Consider the following 19,201-nt stretch of genomic DNA (forward strand, 5'->3'; position numbering starts at 1 on the left):
CCTGACCTTTCGGCGCGCTGCGGGCGGGGATCACGTGGACAGGAGGCCGGTGCGCAACTTCTTGAGGGTGCGGTTCAGCAGGCGGGAGATGTGCATCTGCGAGAGGTCCAGTTCGCGGCCGATCTCGGCCTGGGTCAGCTCCTGGCCGAAGCGCATCTCGATGATGGTCCGCTCCCGTTCGTCGAGCCGTTGCAGCAGCGGGGCGAGCGTGTGGAGATCCTCGAACAGTTCCAGGGCCGGGTCTTCGTCGCCCAGGGTGTCCGCGTACTTGGGCGCGCCGTCGGTCTCGTCGTCGCCGCCCGGGGTGTCGATGGAGCCGGCGACATAGCCGTTGGCTGCGATGAGCCCCTCGATGACCTCGTCCTCGGTCAGCTCCAGGTGGGTGGCGAGTTCCTTCACCGTGGGGGTGCGGCCCAGTTCGGTGGCGAGGGTCTCCTTGCTCTTGGCGAGGTCGACGCGGAGTTCCTGGAGGCGGCGCGGGACGTGCACGGCCCAGGTGGTGTCGCGGAAGAAGCGCTTGATCTCGCCGACGATGTAGGGGATCGCGAAGGAGGTGAACTCGACCTCGCGGGTCAGGTCGAAGCGGTCGATGGCCTTGATCAGGCCGATCGTGCCGACCTGGATGACATCCTCCATGTCGCCGCTGCCCCGGTTGCGGAAGCGGCGGGCGGCGAAGGCCACCAGGGACAGGTTCATCTCGATGAGCGTGTTCCGCGCGTACTGGTATTCCTGAGTGCCCTCCTCCAACTCCCGCAGCCGGTCCAGGAAGAGCCTCGACATCACGCGTGCGTCCTTGGGAGCGACCTTGGACCCGTCCTCGATCCACGGCAGTTCGTCCGCCGACTGCTCTGTTCCCGCGCGGGCAGGGGCAGTTGCGCCGAGGGTGTTCACGGAGGAAACCACGATGCCGCCTTGAGTGGGAGGACAGGACGAACCCCACGTGCCCCCTCCGGGCGACTTCATGTCTGCGCGGACGGATATTTGTTCCCCGGCCCCCACCGGATTTCGGCCAGGCACCGGTCACAGGCGGCGCCAGCGCGCCGACGCGAAGGAGAATCCGCCGAACAGGACGAGTCCGACGGCCACCGCGACCAGCAGCCGCGGGCCCGCCGGAGTGTGCGCGAAGGTGCGGAGGGTGGCGTCCATGCCCTTGGCCCGGTGCGGGTCGAAGCGGACGGCCGCGACCAGTACGAAGACGCCCACCCCGGCGAACACGGCACCGCGCGCCGCACCGCCGGCCACACCGAGGGCGGTGACGACCTGCCGTACCCGGCGGCTCATCCTCCCGGTCTCCAGCCTCCGCAGGAAACGCCGCATCACCGCGCGCACCGCGAGGGTCGCACCGACTCCGATCAGGACGCAGCCGGCGAGCCCCACCAGGACCTGGCCGCCCGGCAGCCTCAGCGCCGAGGCGGTCCAGTCCCGTGATGTGGCGTCACCGCCGGACGACCCACCGGTACCGGCGGCGAAGGAGGCCGTACCCCAGCAGACGAAGCCGTAGAACACGGCCCGGCCGCCGTCCAGCAGCCGTGAACCGAACTTTTTCTTCGGCCCCTTGGCCGGCAACGCCCGGGAACCCCGCCAGATCGCCATGCAGCCGAAGCCGACGACCAGCATCCACAGCATCACCTTTCCGAAGGGCTGCGCCGCGACCTGCTGCAACGCGCCCTGCCGGTCCGCCTCCGGGCCGCTGTCGCCGAACGCGATCCGCAGGGCGAGGGCGCCGACGAGGACGTAGACGACGCCTCGTGCGACAAATCCGGCGCGCCCCATGACGGACAGCGTCCGCTTCCCCTCGGCCTCGCCCGGCACGCGGCTACGGCGGTTCGTGGAACTGCCGTTCCGTGAGCCCCACTTGTGCGTATGAGACGACGCCATGACGCCTTCCTGGAAACCACTGGACGGGCCGATGCGCGGGCGCACGGAACGTGGCCCACTTTCCCGCGTGCCCCGGTCGGGCGGTTCGATGTGCGTCGGAGGGGATGGCGTGCGGGTGCCGGTAGGGCGGCGACGGCCGGACCGACCGCCTCCGGAACGCCGTGCGGCGCGCTCCCGCCCCGCCATCGTCTACAGTGCCGTAGACGGTCTACAGAATTGTAGTCACCCAGGGGAGCTTCATGCGCCGGACCATCCTGGTCGTCGAGGACGATCACGCGCTGCGGGACGTGCTGATGCGCGGGCTGCGGGACGAGGACTTCGACACTGTTCCCGCGTCGGACGGCGCGACCGCCCTGCGGCTGGCCACCGGCGACATCTGTGCGGCCGTGCTCGACATCGGGCTGCCCGACGCCGACGGGCGGGACGTGTGCCAGGCGATGCGCGCGAACGGGTTCCGCTCCCCCGTCGTCTTCCTCAGCGCGCACCACCGGCTGCCCGACCGGCTGTCCGGGTTCTCGGCCGGAGGCGACGACTATCTGTCCAAGCCCTTCCATCTCGCCGAACTCGCCGCCCGGCTGCGAGCGGCCCTCAAACGGGCCGCGCCACCGGCCGCCGCCACGGCGGGAGACCTGGTGCTGGACGCCGTCCGGCACACGGTCGACGTGCGCGGCGCGCGGGTGGATCTGACGCCGACCGAGTTCCGGCTGCTGGCCGCGCTCATGGCGGCCCACGGCGGGACCGTCAGCCGCCGCGAACTGGTCCGGGCCGGCTGGCCCGAAGGGGCCCGGGTCCACGACAACACCCTCGACCAGTACCTGACCCGGCTGCGCCGCAAGCTGCGCGAGGCGGGCAGCGAGCGGACCATCGGCACGGCTCGCGGGATCGGGCATCACCTGGCATGAGCGAGAACGGGATCGGGATCGGGATCGGGATCGGGATCGGGATCGGGATCGGCAGCCGGAACGGGATCGGCCCGCATATGTCACGAGTCGGCCGACGGCAGTCATGAGCGGCGCCCTTCGCCGGTGGCACGTGAGCGGCGCCCGTCGCCGGTGGCCCGCGAGCACCCTCCTGCGCCGTGCGGCGCCCCGCACCCTGCGCGGCCGGCTCTCGCTCGTGGCCCTCGTCACGGCCACGCTGCTGATGCTGGTCCTGACCGTCGCCTTCAACGCCGTGGCCGGCCACCGCCTCCAGCACCAGGCGGACGACGAGCTGCGCACCCGCGCCGCCGCCGTGGCCACGACGATCGACACCAGCGGCCCGACGGTGAGGGTCCTGGAGACCTCCCACGACGACCTCCTCGACGCCGACGTGTGGATCTACTCCGGCCGTCGGCTGCTGGAGGCGCCGCCGGCCTCGGGCCCCCTGACCCGGGTCGCCGACGCGCTCGCCGGGCGCGGTGGGCAGCGGTGCGTCACCACCGACGTCCACGGGCCGCTGCGCCTGTGCTCCCGTCCGGTCCCCGGCGGCACCGGTGGAGCGACCGTCGTCACCGCGCTGGACCTCTCCCCGTACCGGAGTTCGGCCGACACCCTGCTCCTGGGATCCCTCGCCCTGGACGCCGTCATGCTCGCCTGCACCTACGTCCTGACCCGGCTGGCGGTCGGCCGCGCCCTGCGTCCCGTGCGCACGATGACCGACCAGGCCGGCCAGTGGAGCGCCGTGGCGTCCGGGGAACGCTTCGGCAGCATGCGGCACCCGGCCGAACTCGCCCGTCTCGGCGCGTCGTTGGACGCCATCCTCGACCGCATCCGCACCCTGCTGCGCCACGAGCGGCAGCTCACCGGGGAACTCTCGCACGAGCTGCGCACACCCCTGAGCCGGATCATCGCCGAGCTCGACTGGTGGCGGGCCCGCCCCCGCACGGCCGACCAGACCGACGCCAGTCACCAGGTCATCGCGGAGGCCGCCGAGTCCATGCGCACGATCTGCGACACCCTCCTGGCCGACGCCCGCGACGGCACACTCACCGCCCCGGGCACCGCGGAGACCCTGCCCACGCTCCGGCGGCTGGCCGAAGTCCACTGCCCGAAGGGCAACTTGACGGTCACCGTCGACGGCCCGTCCCTGGTGGCCGGAGTGCCGCCCGCCCTTCTCGAACGCATCGTCAGTCCACTGCTCGCCAACGCCTGCCGCTACGCCCGCACCGCCGTCGCCGTCCGCGTGCACCGCACACCCGACGGCGTGGGTGTCGACGTCACCGACGACGGCCCCGGCGTACCGTCCGCGTTCGCCGGGCTGCTCTTCGAGCCCGGCCGGCGGGCGGATCCGGACGACGGCCACGGCGGGGCGGGCCTCGGCCTGCCGCTTGCCCGACGCCTCGCCCGGTCCGCCGGGGGCGAGGTGGCGTACGACGCCGGGCACAGGCCCGGGGCACGGTTCGTGGTCACGCTGCCCGCCGGGTGACCGCGTACCTGTCCCTCACCCCGTGGCGCCCTGCCCGACATCCTTGCGGGAGAACGCCAGGTACGCCACGAAGCCGAGGATGGCCACCGTCCAGGACAGCGTGACCGGCCCGAGCCCCATGGCGAGGCCGCCGCGGCCGTGGCCGACGGCCATCCAGTCGGCGACGGACGCGCCGAGCGGGCGGGTGATGACGTACGCCGTCCAGAACGCGGCCACCGCGTTCAGGGAGCCCCACCGGTGGGCGAAAGCCGGAACGGCGATCGCGACGGCGTACAGGACGGCGGAGCCGAGGTAGCCGAGGCCGATCGTCGCGGTGAGGTCCCCGGCGGCCGTGCCCAGGGCGAAGGTGGCCAACACCGTGGCCCAGTAGAAGAGTTCGCGGCGCCGGGTGTGGATGCTGTGGATGGACAGGGTGCCTTCGGAGCGGTACCAGAGGGCGAAGACCGCGGCCAGCGCGACCATGAAGAACGGCGTCGAGACCGCGTACGGCACACCGAGGCCGACGTGCAGGACGTCGGCGGCCATCGTGCCGAAGACGCTGACCATGACGACGGCGGTCCAGTAGATCCAGGCCACGTACCGCCGGACCGCGAACTGGACCACGAGGGCGGCCACGAGGGCGAGGCCGCCGAGACCGACGGCGGGGATCGGGCCGAACGCGTGGGCCAGGAAGTCGGAGGCCGTCTCGCCCATGCCGGTCGTCAGCACCTTGATGATCCAGAAGTAGACGGTCACCTCCGGCACCTTGCTCGCCGTGTGTCGTACGTGGCCCGGGGGCCGGTGGTGCGTGAGGTGATCTGTCGTCATGGCAGGCACGATGACATGCTGTCCGGCTCTCGCCCCAGCCCCCTTTGCCAGAGCTTTGGCGCTTCTGGTGCGTGAGTTGGCCGAGGCGCGTCCGAGCCTGAACACAACCTGAACGCGGCGGCCGAAGTCCTGGTCAGCGGCGTGCGGCCGGTGGTACTGGCACCGCTCCCGCCCGTCAACTGAGGCCATCCGCAAGGTCAGTTCGCCGGCGCCGGCGATCGGCGTTTCTTGCGTCGCCCGAAGCGTGACTGGTAGGACTGTGGCGCGCCGTACGTCACATGTTCGATTCTGCGGGGGTTCATGTGGTCGCCACGGCCGTCAGGTCTTCGCCGCGACGGGGCCCGGGTGCTCCGCGTCCGGCCCGGCGGCGGCTTCCCGTGGTCGCCAGGCGGGCCGCACAGCACGGGCTGGTGCTGGCCGCCGTCGCGGTGACCGTGCTGCTGTGCGCGACGGCACTGGCCGCCCTCACGGCGCTGGCGGGCAGTTCGGTGCAGGCCGGTGCCGTACGGCGGCTGGCCGCCGACCCCGACGCCCAGGTGAACGTCAACGCGTCCTTCCGCGCCGGAGGCATGGCAGCGGCCGACCGTGATGTGCGGGCCGCCGCCGACCGGGTGTTCGCCGGGGTGCCGCAGCGGACCTATGTGGGGCTCCTGGGCACCTCGCCGGTCTCGGTGACGGGCGTCGACGGGGTCGCGGGCCCACCCCACACCCCCGGAGGCACCGGGCTGCATCCGGTCGCGGTGCAGGACGGGGGCGGGTTCGGGCAGTTGGTCGCGGGGCGGTGGCCCGCCGGTACCGCCGACGCCCCGGCCGACGCGTTCACCTCGCTGCCCGAGGTCAGGGTCTCCACCGGGTCCACCGCCCCGGTCGACACGGCGGTGCCGGACGCGCTGGCGAAACGCCTGGGCATCGGACCCGGCTCCGGCCTCCAGGTGAAGGACGCCTTCGACCGTGCCATGACCCTGCGGGTCACCGGCGTCTTCCGCGCGACCGGGGCCGTCGGGTTCTGGCCCGCGATGGCCGGCGACCTCGCCGAGGGAGAGACCGCGGACCAGGACCTGCTGGTGGTCTCGCCGTCCGCTCTCAACGGCAGCGCCGTCCTGAACGGACATCTGACGGCCCACTGGAGTGTGCAGCCCGACCTCTCCCGGCTCGACGCGGACGGCCTCGCCGCACTGCGCGACCGGCTGCGCGCCTTCTCCGGCAGCCGGAGCGGAGTGTCGGTGTTCGGGGGACATCGACCGTCACTGGCCGATGTGACGGTGGCCTCCGGACTGCCGGGCGCGATCGACGACCTGACGGTGCCGACGGTGGCCGCCCGGTCCTCGCTGTACCTCCCGAGCGTGCTGCTGGCGGTCCTCGCCCTCGCCACCCTGGTACTGACCGCCCGCGAACTCACCGTGCGCCGGCGCGAGGAACTGGCACTCCAGCAGGCCAGAGGCGCCGGCACCCCGCGGCTGCTGCGCGGCGCGGCGGCCGAGTGGGCGCTCACCGGTGTCCCGGCCGCCGTGGCCGCCCCCTTCCTGGCCGGGCTGCTGCACCCCGGCAGGCGGGGCACCGACGCGTGGGCGGCCGTAGGACTGACTCTGCTGGTGCACGCGGCGGCCGTACTGCTTCCCGTACTCCCGTCGGCGCGGTCGCGGCCGACCCGTGGCGCACGGGCCGCCGCCGCACAGCGGCTGGGCGCAGACCTGGCCCTGCTCGCCGTCGCGGGCCTGGGCTATCTGGAGCTACGGCGGCACCACTCGCTGATCGCCGACATGGGCACCGGCAGCGCCTCCGTGGACCCGGTGCTGGTCCTGGTGCCGACGCTGGTGGCCGGTGCCGCCGCGCTCCTGCTGCTGCGGCTGCTGCCGCTGACCTCACTGCTGCTGGACGCGTTCGGCCGGCGCGGCCGGGGGCTCGTACTCCCGCTGGCCGGCTGGCAGTTGGGCCGGCGGGCGGCACGCAACGCGGGGCCGGTGGTCCTGATGTGCCTGGCCATGTCGGTGAGCGCCTTCGCCACCACAGCGCTGGCCTGCCTTGGCGGTCTGGCTTCGGAGCAGGCCGCGTTCACCGTCGGCGCGGACGTACGGATCACCCCGTCGGCGGACGACGGCTACCCCTCCCCCGTCCTGGGCGCCGCCTATCGCGCGCTGCCGGCGGTGACCGGCGTGGCCCCGGTGACGCGGTCGACGGTGAACCTGCCCGGCGGCGCCACCGAGGACCTGGTCGGCACGGTCGGCGGCCCCGCTCCCCGCACCCCGGCACCGGTCGTCCCCGGCCTACCGCTCCCCGGGCGTCCCACCGCGCTGCTGCTGGAGGAACGACTGCGCAGCGACGGCAATCGCGTGGCACCGAGCCTGGAGCTGACCGTGCAGGACGCGTCCGGCCTCGTCAGTGTCGTGACGGCCCGGCTGCCCGCCGCCGACGGTGCGAGACACACCGTCGCGATCCCGCTCGGTGTGGCGCTGGGCGGCGGCCACCCGAGGGCGTATCCGCTGACGGTGACCGCCGTCAACGTCCTGCCCCAACCCCACACGCGTCCCGCGCGCTTGAACCTCGATCTGATCCGGATCGGCGCGCGCGACACCACGGACAAGTGGGTCACCCGCCTTCCCGGCGAGCAGGTCTGGGCCGACGGCACGGACCACGCCGCCGACTCCACCGAGGGCGCCTGCAAAGGGCAGTTGGCCGACAGCTACGAACCCGGCGCCCCCGGGGTGTGCTCGATCGCCCGGGGTGGTTCCGAGGTGCTGCGGACCGTCATCAGCACCGGCATCCGGCCCTCCCGCGCGACCTCGGACGCCTTCGGCGGTCTGTCCGACAGCGACTACGACACCCGGCCCGGCAGCCAGGTGCGGCTGGTGGCGGGTCCGGCGGGCGGTCCTGCGCCGCTTCCGGTGCGCGCCGACGCCACGACTCTGCGCGCGGCACGGTTGAGTGTGGGCGGCACCACCACCCTGGACCTGGGCGAGGGCCGGATCACCGCCCGGATCGTGGGCCGAGTCGACGCACTGCCCGGACTCGGTCGCGGCCAGGGGCAGCTGATCGCCGATCAACGGCAACTCGCCACCGCGCTGACACAGGCCGGCGTGGATCAGGAGGATCCCGCGTTCTGGTGGCTCGGCAGCACCGACAGCGCGCGTACGGCCGCCGCCGTGGAGGCGCAGCCCGCGCTGGGCCGGGTCACCACCACGGCGCGCACGGCCGCGTCCCTCCGGGCCGACCCGTTCCGCGAGGGGCTGCGCCGGACGCTGGAACTGGTCCGGTATCTGGCCCCCGGTTTCGCGGTCGTCGCCTTCACCGTGCACGCGGTGGTCTCCACCCGGCAGCGGCGCAAGGAGTTCGCCCTGCTGCGTGCGATCGGCGTCCGCGCCAAGAGCCTCTCCGCGCTGCTGGGCGCCGAGCAGCTGAGTCTGGCGCTGTTCGCGGTGGTCCCCGGGGCGCTGATGGGCATGGCCCTGGCAGCGGCGGTGCTGCCGCTGGTCACCGTGGACGACAGCGGTCAGGCCCCCTATCCGCCGTTGCCACAGATCATCCCCTGGGGCACCGTGGCCCTGACCGCGCTGGCGACCGCGCTCGCCATCAGCACGGTCGTAGTGGCACTGGCCCGACTGCTGTCGCGGGTGGACCTGGTGCGTGTGCTGCGAGCGGGGGAAGACCGTTGAGCCATACCGCTGAACACGAGCGCACGGTGGCAGTGACGCGCCGTTTGATCCGCAAGGAGACCCGGGGCGACCTGCCCCTGCTGGCCTGCCTCGCCGCGCTGGTCCTGGTACTGACGGCACTGTGCGCCTGGGCCCCCGCCTTCGCGGGCGGCCAGGAGGACCGGGCGCTACGGCAGCGGGTCGACGCGGCGCAGGCCCAGGCGCCCCTGATCAGCCTGAGCACCACTCCGGAGGTCTTCAACACCCAGCCGCCCGCCGTGGACATGGCCACCCTGCTCGGCGCGGGCCGCACCCTCACCAAGCAGCTCGGCGGCGGGGCCGCCCGGCACGTGGCCTTCACCGGCGGCGGCAGCTACGACTACGACCAGGCGTCCCTGCTCTCCCCGCGACCGCCGGAACCGGCGACCACCAGCACCCAACTGACGGTCACCTATCTGCCATCCGCGCGGGCCCACCTGCGCTACGTCGGCGGCCACGCGCCCGCCGATCGCACACCGCCGGCCACCGCGCCCCAGATCGCGCTGTCGCAGACCATCGCGCGGGCGCTGGGTGTCCGCGTCGGCAGCCGGCTGACGCTCGGGTTCGCCAAGACGCCCGGGGCGCAGAACGCCCCGCCCCAGGCGCAGTTGGTGGTGAGCGGGGTCTATCGCACCACGGCCGCGACCGACGGTTTCTGGACCGGCCGGGAGACCCTGGACCAGCCCTCACGCCACCCGGCGGAGCGTTCCGCAGGGACCGTGCTCGCCGTCCGCGGTCTCGTCGGCCTGGACACCGCCGACCTGCTGGCCGGCGCCGGAGTGGGCGGCCCACGCGTGACCTGGCAGTTGCACGCCGACCTGTCCGGGGCGGCCCTCGACCGGGCCCGCGCCCTGACCGGGCCGCTGTCCCACTACGGCGCGGACCTGAGCGCCGCCCTGTGCCAGGGAGTCGACCCGATCACCAGCGACATCGCCTGCCAGGTCGGCGGCCAGACCACCGGCCCCCTGCTGCTGACCGACTTCCTGACGCCGATGCTCGCCGCGTTCACCGCGCAGGACCAACAGGCCAGATCCCTCGCGACGTTCGCCGTCGACGCGCTGGTCGCGGTCGCGCTGGCCACCGCGGCGGTGGCGGTACGACTGCTGCTGCGCCGAAGGCAGCCGCACCTGCGGTTGCAGCGGGCGCGGGGCGCGTCCACCGCGCGGCTGGTGCTGCTGCGCTGCGCCGTGGCCTGGCCGGTGGTGCTGACCGCCGCCCTGCTCGGCTGGGCGGCGGGACGAGCCCTCGCGCCCACCGGCACCTCCGGATCGCCGCAACCGGTGCCCGCCGCCCTGGCCACAGCCGTGGTGGCGCTGACGGTGCCGCTGATGACCTGGCTCGCGGTCCGCGAGCCGCGCAGGCCCGGCCGACTCCGCCGGTCGCGTCGGAGGACGGTCGTCGGCCGACGCCTGGTCCTGGAGCTGACGGTGCTGCTCACGGCTGCGGCCGGAGTGGCAGCGCTGCGCTCGCAGGGTCCCGACGGGATTCTGGGCGCGGTGCCGGTGCTGGTGGCGCTGGCCGTCGTACTGCTCCTGCTGCGGATCTACCCGCTCGTCCTGCGCCTGGTGCTACGGCAGGCCCGGCGCGGCCGGGGAACGGTGGGCTTCGTCGGCGCGGCCCGGGCCGCCCACGACGCCCCGGCGACCGGGCTGGCGCTCTTCGTCCTGGTGCTGACCCTGGGGACTGCCGTGTTCGGCGGCCTTGTGCACCGCACGATCGACGAGGGCCTGACCACGGGGGCGGCCTGGACCACCGGCTCCGACGCGAGCGCGACGGTGTCCGGGACCGCGGCCCCCGCCGGGGCCGGCACGACTGGTATCCGGACCGCCGTCCAGCGGCTCCGCATCCTCGACCTGGCGGGACAGGCCGACGGCGCGGCGATCCCCCAGGTCGCCGTGGTCACCGTAGATCCACGCCAACTGGCCGCCGTCGCCCCGAAGTCACCGCTGGCCGAAGCCCTGCTGTCCGGGCTTGCGGGGACCCGGTCCGATGCGGGCACCCCGCTGCCGTCGTTCCTCTCCCCCGGTCTCCGAGCGAGGGAGCGCACGGGCGCCTTCACCACCACCGTGGTGACTCCGGGCCGGCCTCCGGTGGACCTGACCCTCAAGCCGGTCGGCACCCTCACCGCCGCGCAACTCGACGACCCCCTCCTCGGGCCGGTCACGGCACTGGTCCCCGCCGGGACGCCGCTGCTGATCACCACCGCCGACGCCGACCGTCTGCTGCCCCAACAACCCTCGGGAAGCACCGTGTTGCTCCTCAAGGGCGACAATCCCGCCGGCACCGGGCCCGCCGCACTGCGGTCGGCGGCGGCCAGAGTGCTCGGGCCGTCGGCCCGGATCCTCGTCCGCTCCGAGACGCTGAACACCCTGCGCGCGGACGGCCTGACGCGAGGGCTCGTCACGATCTACACCGTCACCTCGCTCCTCGCCGCGCTGACGGGCCTGCTCGCGCTCGCCCTGGAGCTCACCCTCACCTCCGACGAGCGCAGCCGCACCACCTCGTTCCTGCGCACCCTCGGACTCGGCGCCAAGGAGGCCGGGGCGCTGCACTTCCTGCAGCTGCTGCCGCTGGCGGTGGCCTCGGCGGTGGGCGGCACCCTGCTCGGGCTGCTCGAACCCCGGCTCATGGCAGGGGTGTTGGACCTGCGGCAGTTCACCGGCGGGCCCGCCCAGCCGGCGCTGCGGACCGACTACTCGCTGACCCTCGTCCTCGTCGCCGGCGTGACCGCACTGATCCTGACGGCGGCGGCCACCGAGACTGTCCTCGCCCGCCGACGCCGGTTGGGGGCGGTACTGCGCCTCACGTGAGCGCCCGCTACACCGCGTCCTCGGCCTCGGACTTCGCCCGCCGGGCCGCCTCGTCCGGCCACACGCCGATGTGGTCGCTCTCCAAGGCGAGCCGCACCCGCTTGCGCATGTGCAGGCGTTCGGTGAACTCGCCCGGCAGCTGCAGTCGGCCGCTCGCGTCCAGAACCGCGTACTCCTCGGCCGTGAGCACATCGACGCCGTCCTCGCCGGTGGCGACCCGGCGCAGTACCTCGGTCGAGGTGCGGCCGTTGCGGATCAGGACGGTGCGCTGGACCTGTTCGGACACCAGCGCGTCGTGGGTGACCACGATCACGGTGACGCCCAGGTCCTCGTTGGCCCGGCGCAGGGCGGCAAAGACCTCGTCGCTGGTGGCGGTGTCGAGTTCGCCGGTGGGTTCGTCGGCGAACAGCACCCGGGGCTCGTTGGCGTTGGCGACGGCCACGGCGACCCGCTGCTGCTCACCGCCGGAGAGGGTGTCGGGGGTACGGTCCCGGCAGTGGCCGACGGACAGCAGGTCGAGCAACTCCTCGGCACGGGCCCGCCGTTGGGAGCGCTTGACCCCGGTGTACGTCATCGGGAGCATCACGTTCTCGGCCGCCGAGAGGTAGGGCAGCAGGTTGCGGGAGGTCTGCTGCCAGACGAAACCCACAGTCGTACGGCGGTAGTCGAGCCGCTCGCGGCGCTTCATGGCCAGCAGGTCGTGTCCGGCGACCTCGGCGGCACCCGCGGTCGGCACGTCCTGGCCGGAGAGTATGCCCAGCAGAGTGGACTTGCCGGAGCCGGAGGCACCGATCACCGCGATCATCTCGCCCTCGGCCACGGCCAGGTCGAGCCCTTGGAGGGCCTGCACTTCGACGCCCTCGGTCTGGTAGATCCGCACCAGGTTCTCGCAGACGACCAGCCCCTCCTCGCGTCGCGGGGCGGCGGCCGCGGTGGCCCTCCGCCGCAGCTCGTCCAAGTCCGGCGCCCCGGTGGGCTGTTGGTGAACTGCCACGCGGACTCCCGGGAGTTGAGGTCTGGCACCGAAGCGGTGGGACAGCGGCCAGGCTAGTGCGGAACGGCGCATGGGTGCGCGGCGGCGGGTGCGGTCAGGCGTCGTCGACGATGCGGCCGTCGCGGAGTTCGAGCACGCGGTCGGCCAGCGCCAGAAGTTGGGTGTCGTGGGTCGCGACGAGCGCGGTGACGGACTCGCTGCGGACCACGGCACGCAGCAGGTCCATCACGGTGAGACCGGTGTCGGCGTCGAGTTGGCCGGTGGGTTCGTCGGCGATGATCAGGGCCGGGTTGTTGGCCAGCGCACGGGCGATGGCGACGCGCTGCTGCTGGCCGCCGGACAGTTCGCCGGGACGCTGGTCGGCGTGCTCGGAGAGCCCGACGAGGGAGAGCAGGAGGGCGACACGGGCCTCGCGCTCGCGGGCCGGGACCTTCCGCAGCCGCAGCGGTACCCCGACGTTCTCGGCCGCGGTGAGAATCGGGATGAGCCCGAAGGACTGGAAGACGAAGCCGATACGGTCCCGGCGCAGCGCCAGCAGATCGTCCTCCCCCAGGCCGGCCAGGTCGGTGCCGCCCAGGGTGATCCGGCCGCCGTCGGGGGTGTCGAGACCGCCGACCAGATTGAGCACCGTGGTCTTGCCGGAGCCGGATCGGCCTCTGAGGGCGACGAGTTCACCGCGCGGCACGCCGAAGGAGACACCGCGCAGGGCGTGCACGGCGGTGTCACCACTGCCGTAGGTCCGCCGCAGGTCCTCGACCACCACCATGTCGTCCATGTTTCCCCCCACCCGCCGACAGCCGCACCGTAGGGTACGCCGGACCCGGCAGGCGATGTCGCGCGGAAGGGGACCGGCGGGCAATCCCGCCGGTCCCCTTTTCCACACCGGTGGCACGGGAATCAATTCCACGTGCCGAAGAACAGTGCTACCAGCGATACCACCGGCCGCTCCCGCCCTTCGGACGGGCCACAAAGCCGACGAGCCACAGCACCAGCACGATGATCGCGACCCACCAGAGAATCTTCAGCGCGAATCCCGCACCGAAGAGAATCAGGGCAAGCAGAAGAACTAGAAGCAGGGGAATCATAGTTTTCAACCTCCGACCCTCCGTGTTCCCGCCCATTCCTCGTTCACGCCCACGGATTCCCCGCGCGGTGTCCGGGCCCGCCTCGCATGTCACATCCGGGCCTCCCGCACGGTCTATGCGGTGACGGACAACGAAGCAGAGGGAATCATGCGAGAGATCCTGATCGTCGGCGGCGGCTACGCGGGCTTCTACACCGCATGGGGCCTGGAGAAGAAGCTGCGTCCGGGCGAGGCCCGGGTCACGGTCGTCGACCCGCGCCCGTACATGACCTATCAGCCCTTCCTGCCGGAGGTGGCGGCCGGTTCGGTGGAGGCACGGCACGCCGTCGTCTCGCTGCGCAGGCATCTGAGCCGTACCCGGCTGATCGCGGGGACCGTGACCGGGATCCGCGCGGCGGACCGTACGGTGACCGTCCGCCCGGTGCGCGGAGCCGCCTACGAGCTGCGCTACGACATCCTTGTGGTCACCGCCGGAGCCGTGACCCGTACCTTCCCCATCCCCGGACTTGCGCGGCAGGCCATCGGTCTCAAGCACGTCGAGGAGGCCGTGGCGGTCCGTGACCGGCTGATGACCGCCTTCGACCAGGCCTCGTCGCTGCCGGCAGGCCCCGAGCGGCGGAAGCTGCTCACCGTCACGTTCGTGGGCGGCGGGTTCTCCGGCGTCGAGGGCTTCGGAGAACTGCTCTCACTGGCGACCGCGATGCTCAGGTCCTACCCGGAACTAACCGCCCACGACCTGTCCTTCCACCTGGTCGAGGCCCGCGGCCGCATCCTCCCCGAGGTGAGCGACGCACCCGGCGCCTGGGTGGTGCGCGATCTGCAACGCCGGGGCGCACATGTCCACCTGAACACCCAGCTGCTGTCCGCCGAGGGAGGCCATGTCGTCCTCTCCGACGGGCAGGAGTACGACTCCACACTCATCGTCTGGACCGCGGGCAACGCCTCGAACCCGGTCGTGCACAACCACACCGACCTGCCGCTCGACGAGCGGGGCCTGCTGCTCGTCCGCGCCGATCTGCGCGTGGGCACAGACGCCGAACCGGTGCCCGGCGTGTGGGCGGCGGGCGACGACGCGTCCGTTCCCGACCTGGCCTCGCCGGTGCCGGGGGCGCGCACGGTGCCCAACGCCCAGCACGCCGTACGGCAGGGCCGGCTCCTCGCCCGGAACCTCGTGGCCGACCTGCGCGGGAAACCCGTCCGCACCTACCGCCACAGCAGCCTCGGCGTGGTGGCGACACTGGGGCTCGGGCGGGGAATCTTCCAGTACAAGGGCATCGTCATCAAGGGATTCCCGGCATGGTTGATGCACCGGGGCTATCACGTGCTGGCCGTGCCCAGCTGGGAGCGGAAGATCCGCGTCCTGGCGGTCTGGCTCACCGCGGCACTGACGGGCCGGGACCTCGTGTCCCTCGCGTCCGTGCAGCACCCCCGGGACGCCTTCGTCACGAGCGGGCGCACGCAGGGCCAGGGTGTCGGCCGTACGAAGGAAGGGAGCACGGCATGACCGCGCGGGGTTCTCGATTCCACCGGGGGTACGCCATGACCGCACGTGAGGAGGCCGCTCGCGGCCTGAGCGACATCGAGGGCTACCTGTACCGGGAGGCTCACATGGGAGCGGTGAACCGCCGTGTGGCGGACCTGACCGCGCGCGTGGAGGGGCTCACCCCCGAGCAGAAGCGGGACATCGGAAGGTGGTACGTCGACGAGCAGCGACACGTCGCCCGCATGGTGACCGACCACATCGCCGAACAGGTCGCCGCGGTGGAAGCGCGGCACCAGGCCCGGATCCGACAATGGCTGCGGGGAACGCTTGTCGCCATGGTCCTGGTCACCCTGGCGATGAGCGCCGTCGTCGTGGTGGTCCTGAAGTCGTCGCGCTGACCGGCGCGCGCGGCCCGAGAACGCCGGTGCGCGCCCTTCTCGCCGTTCACGGGCTCGTGTCCGGACCGGCGCCGCCTTCGGCGCGGGCCCGGTTCCAGGGCCGCAGTTTGTCGGGGTTGAGCATGACCCAGAACCGGGCGACCCGGTCGCTCGCGACGTCGAGGCTGATGACGGCGGTCACCTGACGGCCGTAGCGGGCGACGAGGCCGGTCCGGCCGTTGACGGAACGGGTGCTCAGGGTGGTGTGCGGGTGGTGGGCCAGGAGTGTCAGCAGGCTGTCGGCGACCGGCCGGCTGCCGTGGAGCGGTCCGGTCAGCGCGCGTATCTTGCCGCCGCCGTCGAAGAACGCCGTGACGTCCGGGCACAGCAATGACATGAACAGTCCGCCGTCCTCCGTGAGACTCGCCCGGTGCACCGCGCGGACGACGGCGTCGTGCTGGTGCCGTGTGGTGGAGCGGGTGCGCTGCGACCGCACCAACTGCCTCGCCCGTGCGGCGAGTTCGGCGAGTTCCGGCTCCGGGCGACCCACGATGTCGGCGACCGTGCCGGGGGCCATCCCGAAGGCGCGGAACACGAACGCCGCGCGCTCGGCCGTCGGCAGCGACTCCAGCGCGGTCAGGACGACCCGGCCGGCTTCCTCCTCCGCCTCCGACGGCCGTTCGTGCCCCGCCTCGCGGCCGGCCGCGTCCCGGCCGGGCAGTGCGAGCCGGCCCAGGCAGATCCCGCCGACGGTCTTCGCCAGCCAGGACCGGGGAACGGCGACCTGCCCGCGTGCCGCGCCGGACAGTCCGTACCACCGCCGATAGGCCTCGTCGACGACGGCTTCCGCCGCACCCGGGTCGCCCAGCATCCAGTGAGCGACGTCGAGCAGATACCGGCGCTCCTCCCACAGCTCGGCGATCGGCACCGCATCACCCTGGTCCACGTCGCACCCGCCCTCTCGCCCGCACGGCCCCGCACACGGCAGGGGCATGGGCTCACCCCTTGAGACCGGGAACTCCGGGGTCCTGTGACAGGGGCCCGCGGTGATCGCATGTCACACATTCGGCGGCTGCCCGGTCTTACAGGGAAACACCGCATTTCTTCTTCGACCGCCGAACGAGGTGACCATGCCATGCGCGTGGAGCGGGCGGACGGCATCCGGGGCGGAACGACGGACGGGGAACGCCGTGCGATGCGCGGACTCGACATCTCGCGCGCACAACGCTGCCCGGGCGATCTATGAGGGGCGGCAGCAACATGGGCAAAGGTGAAAGGCTCGCCGACTGGGCCGACGGACGCCTGGGCGTCCGCCGCATGGTGAGGGAGAAAGCGCGACGGGCTTTTCCGGACCACTGGTCCTTCCTGCTGGGAGAGATCTGTCTCTACAGCTTCGTCATTCTCGTCGTCACGGGCGTGTATCTCACCTTCTACTTCCATCCGTCGATGAACGAGGTGCAGTACAACGGCAGTTACGCACCGCTGCGCGGACAGATGATGTCCGAGGCGTTCGCCTCGACCTTGCACATCTCCTTCGACGTCCGCGGCGGTCTGCTGATCCGGCAGGCCCACCACTGGGCGGCGCTGATCTTCGTCGCCTCCCTGCTCGCCCACATGATGCGGGTGTTCTTCACGGGCGCCTTCCGCACGCCGCGCGAAGTCAACTGGGCATTCGGATTCCTGCTGTTGGTCCTCGCCATGTTCGCGGGACTGACGGGATACGACCTCCCGGACGATCTCCTGTCCGGGACCGGCCTCGCTGTCGTGAACGGAACGGTCATTTCCATTCCGATCGTCGGCACATACCTGTCGATGTTCCTCTTCGGAGGCGAATTCCCCGGCCACGACCTCGTGGCCCGCTTCAACACCATCCACGTGCTGATCATCCCTGCCCTCATGGTGGGACTCCTGACCGCCCATCTCGCCCTGGTGCTCCACCACCGGCACACCCAGTACCCGGGCCGCGGGCGCACCAACAGCAATGTCGTGGGGCTGCCGGCCAAGGTTCACGCCGTCAAGTCCGCCGGGTATTTCCTGCTGGTGACCGGCGCGGTCTTCGTCATCGCCGCGGTCGCGCAGATCAACCCCGTCTGGCAGTACGGCCCTTACCGCGCCGACCAGGTTTCGGCCGGGTCGCAGCCCGACTGGTACATGGGCGTGGCGGACGGACTGCTGCGGGTGATGCCCGGCTGGGAGATCAATCTCTGGGGCCATACCCTCGCGCTCGACAACCTGATTCCACTGACCGCCGGTGTCGGCTTCTTCCTCGCCCTGGGCGTATATCCGTTCATCGAGTCCTGGGTGACCCGCGACGGACGCGACCAGAACCTGCTGGACCGACCGCGCAACCGCCCTGTACGAACGGCACTCGGCGTGGCCTGGCTCAGTTTCTACGCGGTGGCCCTGATCGGCGCGGGGAACGACATCATCGCCGTCCGTCTCCATGTCGCGGTCGAGTCGGTGACGTGGGCTGTCCGCATCGGTCTCTTCATGGTGCCTGCCGCGGCCTATTCGGTAACGAAGCGATGGGCGCTCGGACTTCAGCGCGGCGACCGCGAAAAGGTACTGCACGGCCGCGAGACCGGCATCGTCAAACGCCTCCCCGACGGCGAATTCGTCGAGGTGCACGAGCCGCTCAGCCGGGAACAGCTCCACCTTCTCACCCAGCACGACCAGTACCGTCCGCTGGATCCCGGCACCGCGAACCCGCGCGCCGCGCTCCGCCTCGCCCGGGTCCTGCGCGCCCGGCTCAGCCGGAGCCTCTACGGCGAGGGCGCGCAGATCGCCAAACCGACGGCGCAGGAATACCAGGACCAGAACCCGCCGGCCAAAGAAGTCCGCCTTCGGTGAGCGGCGCCACGGCGCACGCTTCTCGCCACGGCGCACGCTGCAAAAGAAGTCCGGGTGGCCCTTTCGGAGGAAAGGGCCACCCGGAACGAACGGACTCTACTTCTGTCGCGTGAGCCAGTCGGCGAACCGCGTATCGGCGATGTGTGCGTCCGGACCCGGCAGGAGCGTGTTCTCCTGCAACTCGGCGCCCCAATAGGTCGCCTGCGGGTCCGTGACGATCTTCCGGGGGTCGTCCTGGGCCGTGAGCCCCATGCGGATGAACTCCTCCAGCTGGAACGCCTCGGGGCCGGCGACCTCCACCACGCCACCCACCGGGTCCCCGACCGCCGCACGGGTGACGGCCTCGGCGACGTCGTCGGAGACGATGGGCTGGATCTTCGCGTCGGGCAGGTGCACGGTGTCGCCCTGGGTGACCCCGTCGGCGAGTCCCTTCGCGAACTCGAAGAACTGGGTGGCGTGGACGATGGAGTAGGGGTTGCCGGACGCCTTGATCAGGTCTTCCTGGACCTGCTTGGCACGGAAGTACCCGCTCCCCTGGAGGCGTTCGGTGCCGACCACGGACAGCGCCACGTGATGCGCGACGCCCGCCTCGGTCTCCGCCTTCAGCAGATTCGTCGTCGAGGCGCGGAAGAAGTCCATGACCGCCTGGTCCTCGAACGACGGCGAGTTCGACACGTCGACCACCACCGACGCGCCCTTCAGGGCCTCGGCCAGTCCCTCGCCCGTCAGCGTGTCGACGCCGGTGCTGGGCGCCGCCGCGACCACCTCGTGCCCGTGCGCCGCGAGCCCGGCGACCACCTTCGAGCCGATGAGCCCGGTGCCACCGATCACTACGACCTTCATG

15 protein-coding genes are annotated in these 19,201 nt (G+C 72.1%); 7 read left to right on the forward strand and 8 right to left on the reverse strand.

The window, feature by feature from the left end:
- Positions 1 to 30: 30 nt before the first annotated feature.
- A complete protein-coding gene (locus tag ACWDEW_RS17950) occupies positions 31 to 906 on the reverse strand; it encodes an RNA polymerase sigma factor SigF (RefSeq protein ID WP_450514104.1) in 876 nt (291 codons plus the stop codon).
- Positions 907 to 1,020: 114 nt separating this feature from the next.
- A complete protein-coding gene (locus tag ACWDEW_RS17955; RefSeq protein ID WP_450513936.1) occupies positions 1,021 to 1,878 on the reverse strand; it encodes a DUF1206 domain-containing protein in 858 nt (285 codons plus the stop codon).
- 239 nt (positions 1,879 to 2,117) lie between these two features.
- On the opposite strand from ACWDEW_RS17955, the gene ACWDEW_RS17960 reads away from it, so the two are divergent.
- Both ACWDEW_RS17960 and ACWDEW_RS17965 read left to right on the forward strand, forming a co-directional pair.
- On the forward strand, positions 2,118 to 2,780 hold the full coding sequence (locus tag ACWDEW_RS17960; protein ID WP_450513937.1) for a response regulator transcription factor: 663 nt from the start codon (positions 2,118 to 2,120) through the stop codon (positions 2,778 to 2,780).
- Between the two features lie 103 nt (positions 2,781 to 2,883).
- Complete coding sequence (locus ACWDEW_RS17965; protein WP_450513938.1) at positions 2,884 to 4,284, forward strand: sensor histidine kinase; 1,401 nt, start codon at positions 2,884 to 2,886, stop codon at positions 4,282 to 4,284.
- A gap of 15 nt (positions 4,285 to 4,299) precedes the next feature.
- Here ACWDEW_RS17965 and ACWDEW_RS17970 read toward each other — a convergent pair whose 3' ends face one another.
- Positions 4,300 to 5,091 (reverse strand): COG4705 family protein, encoded by a 792-nt coding sequence (locus tag ACWDEW_RS17970; RefSeq protein ID WP_450513939.1) that lies wholly within the window; start codon positions 5,089 to 5,091, stop codon positions 4,300 to 4,302.
- 377 nt (positions 5,092 to 5,468) lie between these two features.
- Between ACWDEW_RS17970 and ACWDEW_RS17975 the strand changes: the two genes are divergently transcribed.
- Together ACWDEW_RS17975 and ACWDEW_RS17980 are read left to right on the forward strand one after the other, a co-directional pair.
- Positions 5,469 to 8,741, forward strand: coding sequence for an FtsX-like permease family protein (locus tag ACWDEW_RS17975; RefSeq protein ID WP_450513940.1), 3,273 nt, complete (start codon positions 5,469 to 5,471; stop codon positions 8,739 to 8,741).
- Entirely contained in the window at positions 8,738 to 11,569 is a 2,832-nt protein-coding gene (locus ACWDEW_RS17980) for a hypothetical protein (RefSeq protein WP_450513941.1), read from the forward strand. Before ACWDEW_RS17975 ends, ACWDEW_RS17980 begins: the two co-directional genes overlap by 4 nt.
- 7 nt (positions 11,570 to 11,576) lie before the next feature.
- Here ACWDEW_RS17980 and ACWDEW_RS17985 read toward each other — a convergent pair whose 3' ends face one another.
- From ACWDEW_RS17985 to ACWDEW_RS17995, 3 genes are all read right to left on the reverse strand, one after another.
- Positions 11,577 to 12,527 (reverse strand): ABC transporter ATP-binding protein, encoded by a 951-nt coding sequence (locus ACWDEW_RS17985; protein WP_450514105.1) that lies wholly within the window; start codon positions 12,525 to 12,527, stop codon positions 11,577 to 11,579.
- 130 nt (positions 12,528 to 12,657) lie between these two features.
- On the reverse strand, positions 12,658 to 13,338 hold the full coding sequence (locus ACWDEW_RS17990; protein ID WP_450513942.1) for an ABC transporter ATP-binding protein: 681 nt from the start codon (positions 13,336 to 13,338) through the stop codon (positions 12,658 to 12,660).
- Between the two features lie 148 nt (positions 13,339 to 13,486).
- Positions 13,487 to 13,648 carry a hypothetical protein gene (locus tag ACWDEW_RS17995; protein ID WP_026178601.1) on the reverse strand — a complete coding sequence of 54 codons (162 nt, stop codon included), beginning with the start codon at positions 13,646 to 13,648 and terminating at the stop codon, positions 13,487 to 13,489.
- Between the two features lie 147 nt (positions 13,649 to 13,795).
- On the opposite strand from ACWDEW_RS17995, the gene ACWDEW_RS18000 reads away from it, so the two are divergent.
- Both ACWDEW_RS18000 and ACWDEW_RS18005 read left to right on the forward strand, forming a co-directional pair.
- On the forward strand, positions 13,796 to 15,151 hold the full coding sequence (locus ACWDEW_RS18000) for an NAD(P)/FAD-dependent oxidoreductase (protein WP_450514106.1): 1,356 nt from the start codon (positions 13,796 to 13,798) through the stop codon (positions 15,149 to 15,151).
- A 35-nt stretch (positions 15,152 to 15,186) separates the two neighbouring features.
- Entirely contained in the window at positions 15,187 to 15,528 is a 342-nt protein-coding gene (locus ACWDEW_RS18005) for a hypothetical protein (RefSeq protein ID WP_450513943.1), read from the forward strand.
- Between the two features lie 46 nt (positions 15,529 to 15,574).
- Here the strand turns inward: ACWDEW_RS18005 and ACWDEW_RS18010 are convergent, their stop codons facing one another.
- Positions 15,575 to 16,453: an RNA polymerase subunit sigma gene (locus ACWDEW_RS18010; RefSeq protein WP_450513944.1), complete on the reverse strand. Its 879-nt coding sequence runs from the start codon at positions 16,451 to 16,453 to the stop codon at positions 15,575 to 15,577.
- Positions 16,454 to 16,767: 314 nt separating this feature from the next.
- Between ACWDEW_RS18010 and qcrB the strand changes: the two genes are divergently transcribed.
- A complete protein-coding gene (qcrB, locus tag ACWDEW_RS18015; protein WP_450513945.1) occupies positions 16,768 to 18,357 on the forward strand; it encodes a cytochrome bc1 complex cytochrome b subunit in 1,590 nt (529 codons plus the stop codon).
- Positions 18,358 to 18,453: 96 nt separating this feature from the next.
- On the opposite strand, the gene ACWDEW_RS18020 is transcribed toward qcrB, so the two are convergent.
- A complete protein-coding gene (locus ACWDEW_RS18020; RefSeq protein ID WP_450513946.1) occupies positions 18,454 to 19,200 on the reverse strand; it encodes an SDR family oxidoreductase in 747 nt (248 codons plus the stop codon).
- Position 19,201: the final 1 nt, after the last annotated feature.

The organism is Streptomyces sp. NPDC001100, assembly GCF_053598575.1.

Bases quoted from the DNA above. Each gene is read 5' to 3' on its own strand.
- ACWDEW_RS18005 (WP_450513943.1), top strand. From the start codon at position 15,187: ATGACCGCACGTGAGGAGGCCGCTCGCGGCCTGAGCGACATCGAGGGC.
- ACWDEW_RS17990 (WP_450513942.1), bottom strand. From the start codon at position 13,338: ATGGACGACATGGTGGTGGTCGAGGACCTGCGGCGGACCTACGGCAGT.
- ACWDEW_RS17970 (WP_450513939.1), bottom strand. From the start codon at position 5,091: ATGACGACAGATCACCTCACGCACCACCGGCCCCCGGGCCACGTACGA.
- ACWDEW_RS17955 (WP_450513936.1), bottom strand. From the start codon at position 1,878: ATGGCGTCGTCTCATACGCACAAGTGGGGCTCACGGAACGGCAGTTCC.
- ACWDEW_RS17965 (WP_450513938.1), top strand. From the start codon at position 2,884: ATGAGCGGCGCCCTTCGCCGGTGGCACGTGAGCGGCGCCCGTCGCCGG.
- ACWDEW_RS18020 (WP_450513946.1), bottom strand. From the start codon at position 19,200: ATGAAGGTCGTAGTGATCGGTGGCACCGGGCTCATCGGCTCGAAGGTG.
- ACWDEW_RS18000 (WP_450514106.1), top strand. From the start codon at position 13,796: ATGCGAGAGATCCTGATCGTCGGCGGCGGCTACGCGGGCTTCTACACC.
- qcrB (WP_450513945.1), top strand. From the start codon at position 16,768: ATGGGCAAAGGTGAAAGGCTCGCCGACTGGGCCGACGGACGCCTGGGC.
- ACWDEW_RS17960 (WP_450513937.1), top strand. From the start codon at position 2,118: ATGCGCCGGACCATCCTGGTCGTCGAGGACGATCACGCGCTGCGGGAC.
- ACWDEW_RS17995 (WP_026178601.1), bottom strand. From the start codon at position 13,648: ATGATTCCCCTGCTTCTAGTTCTTCTGCTTGCCCTGATTCTCTTCGGT.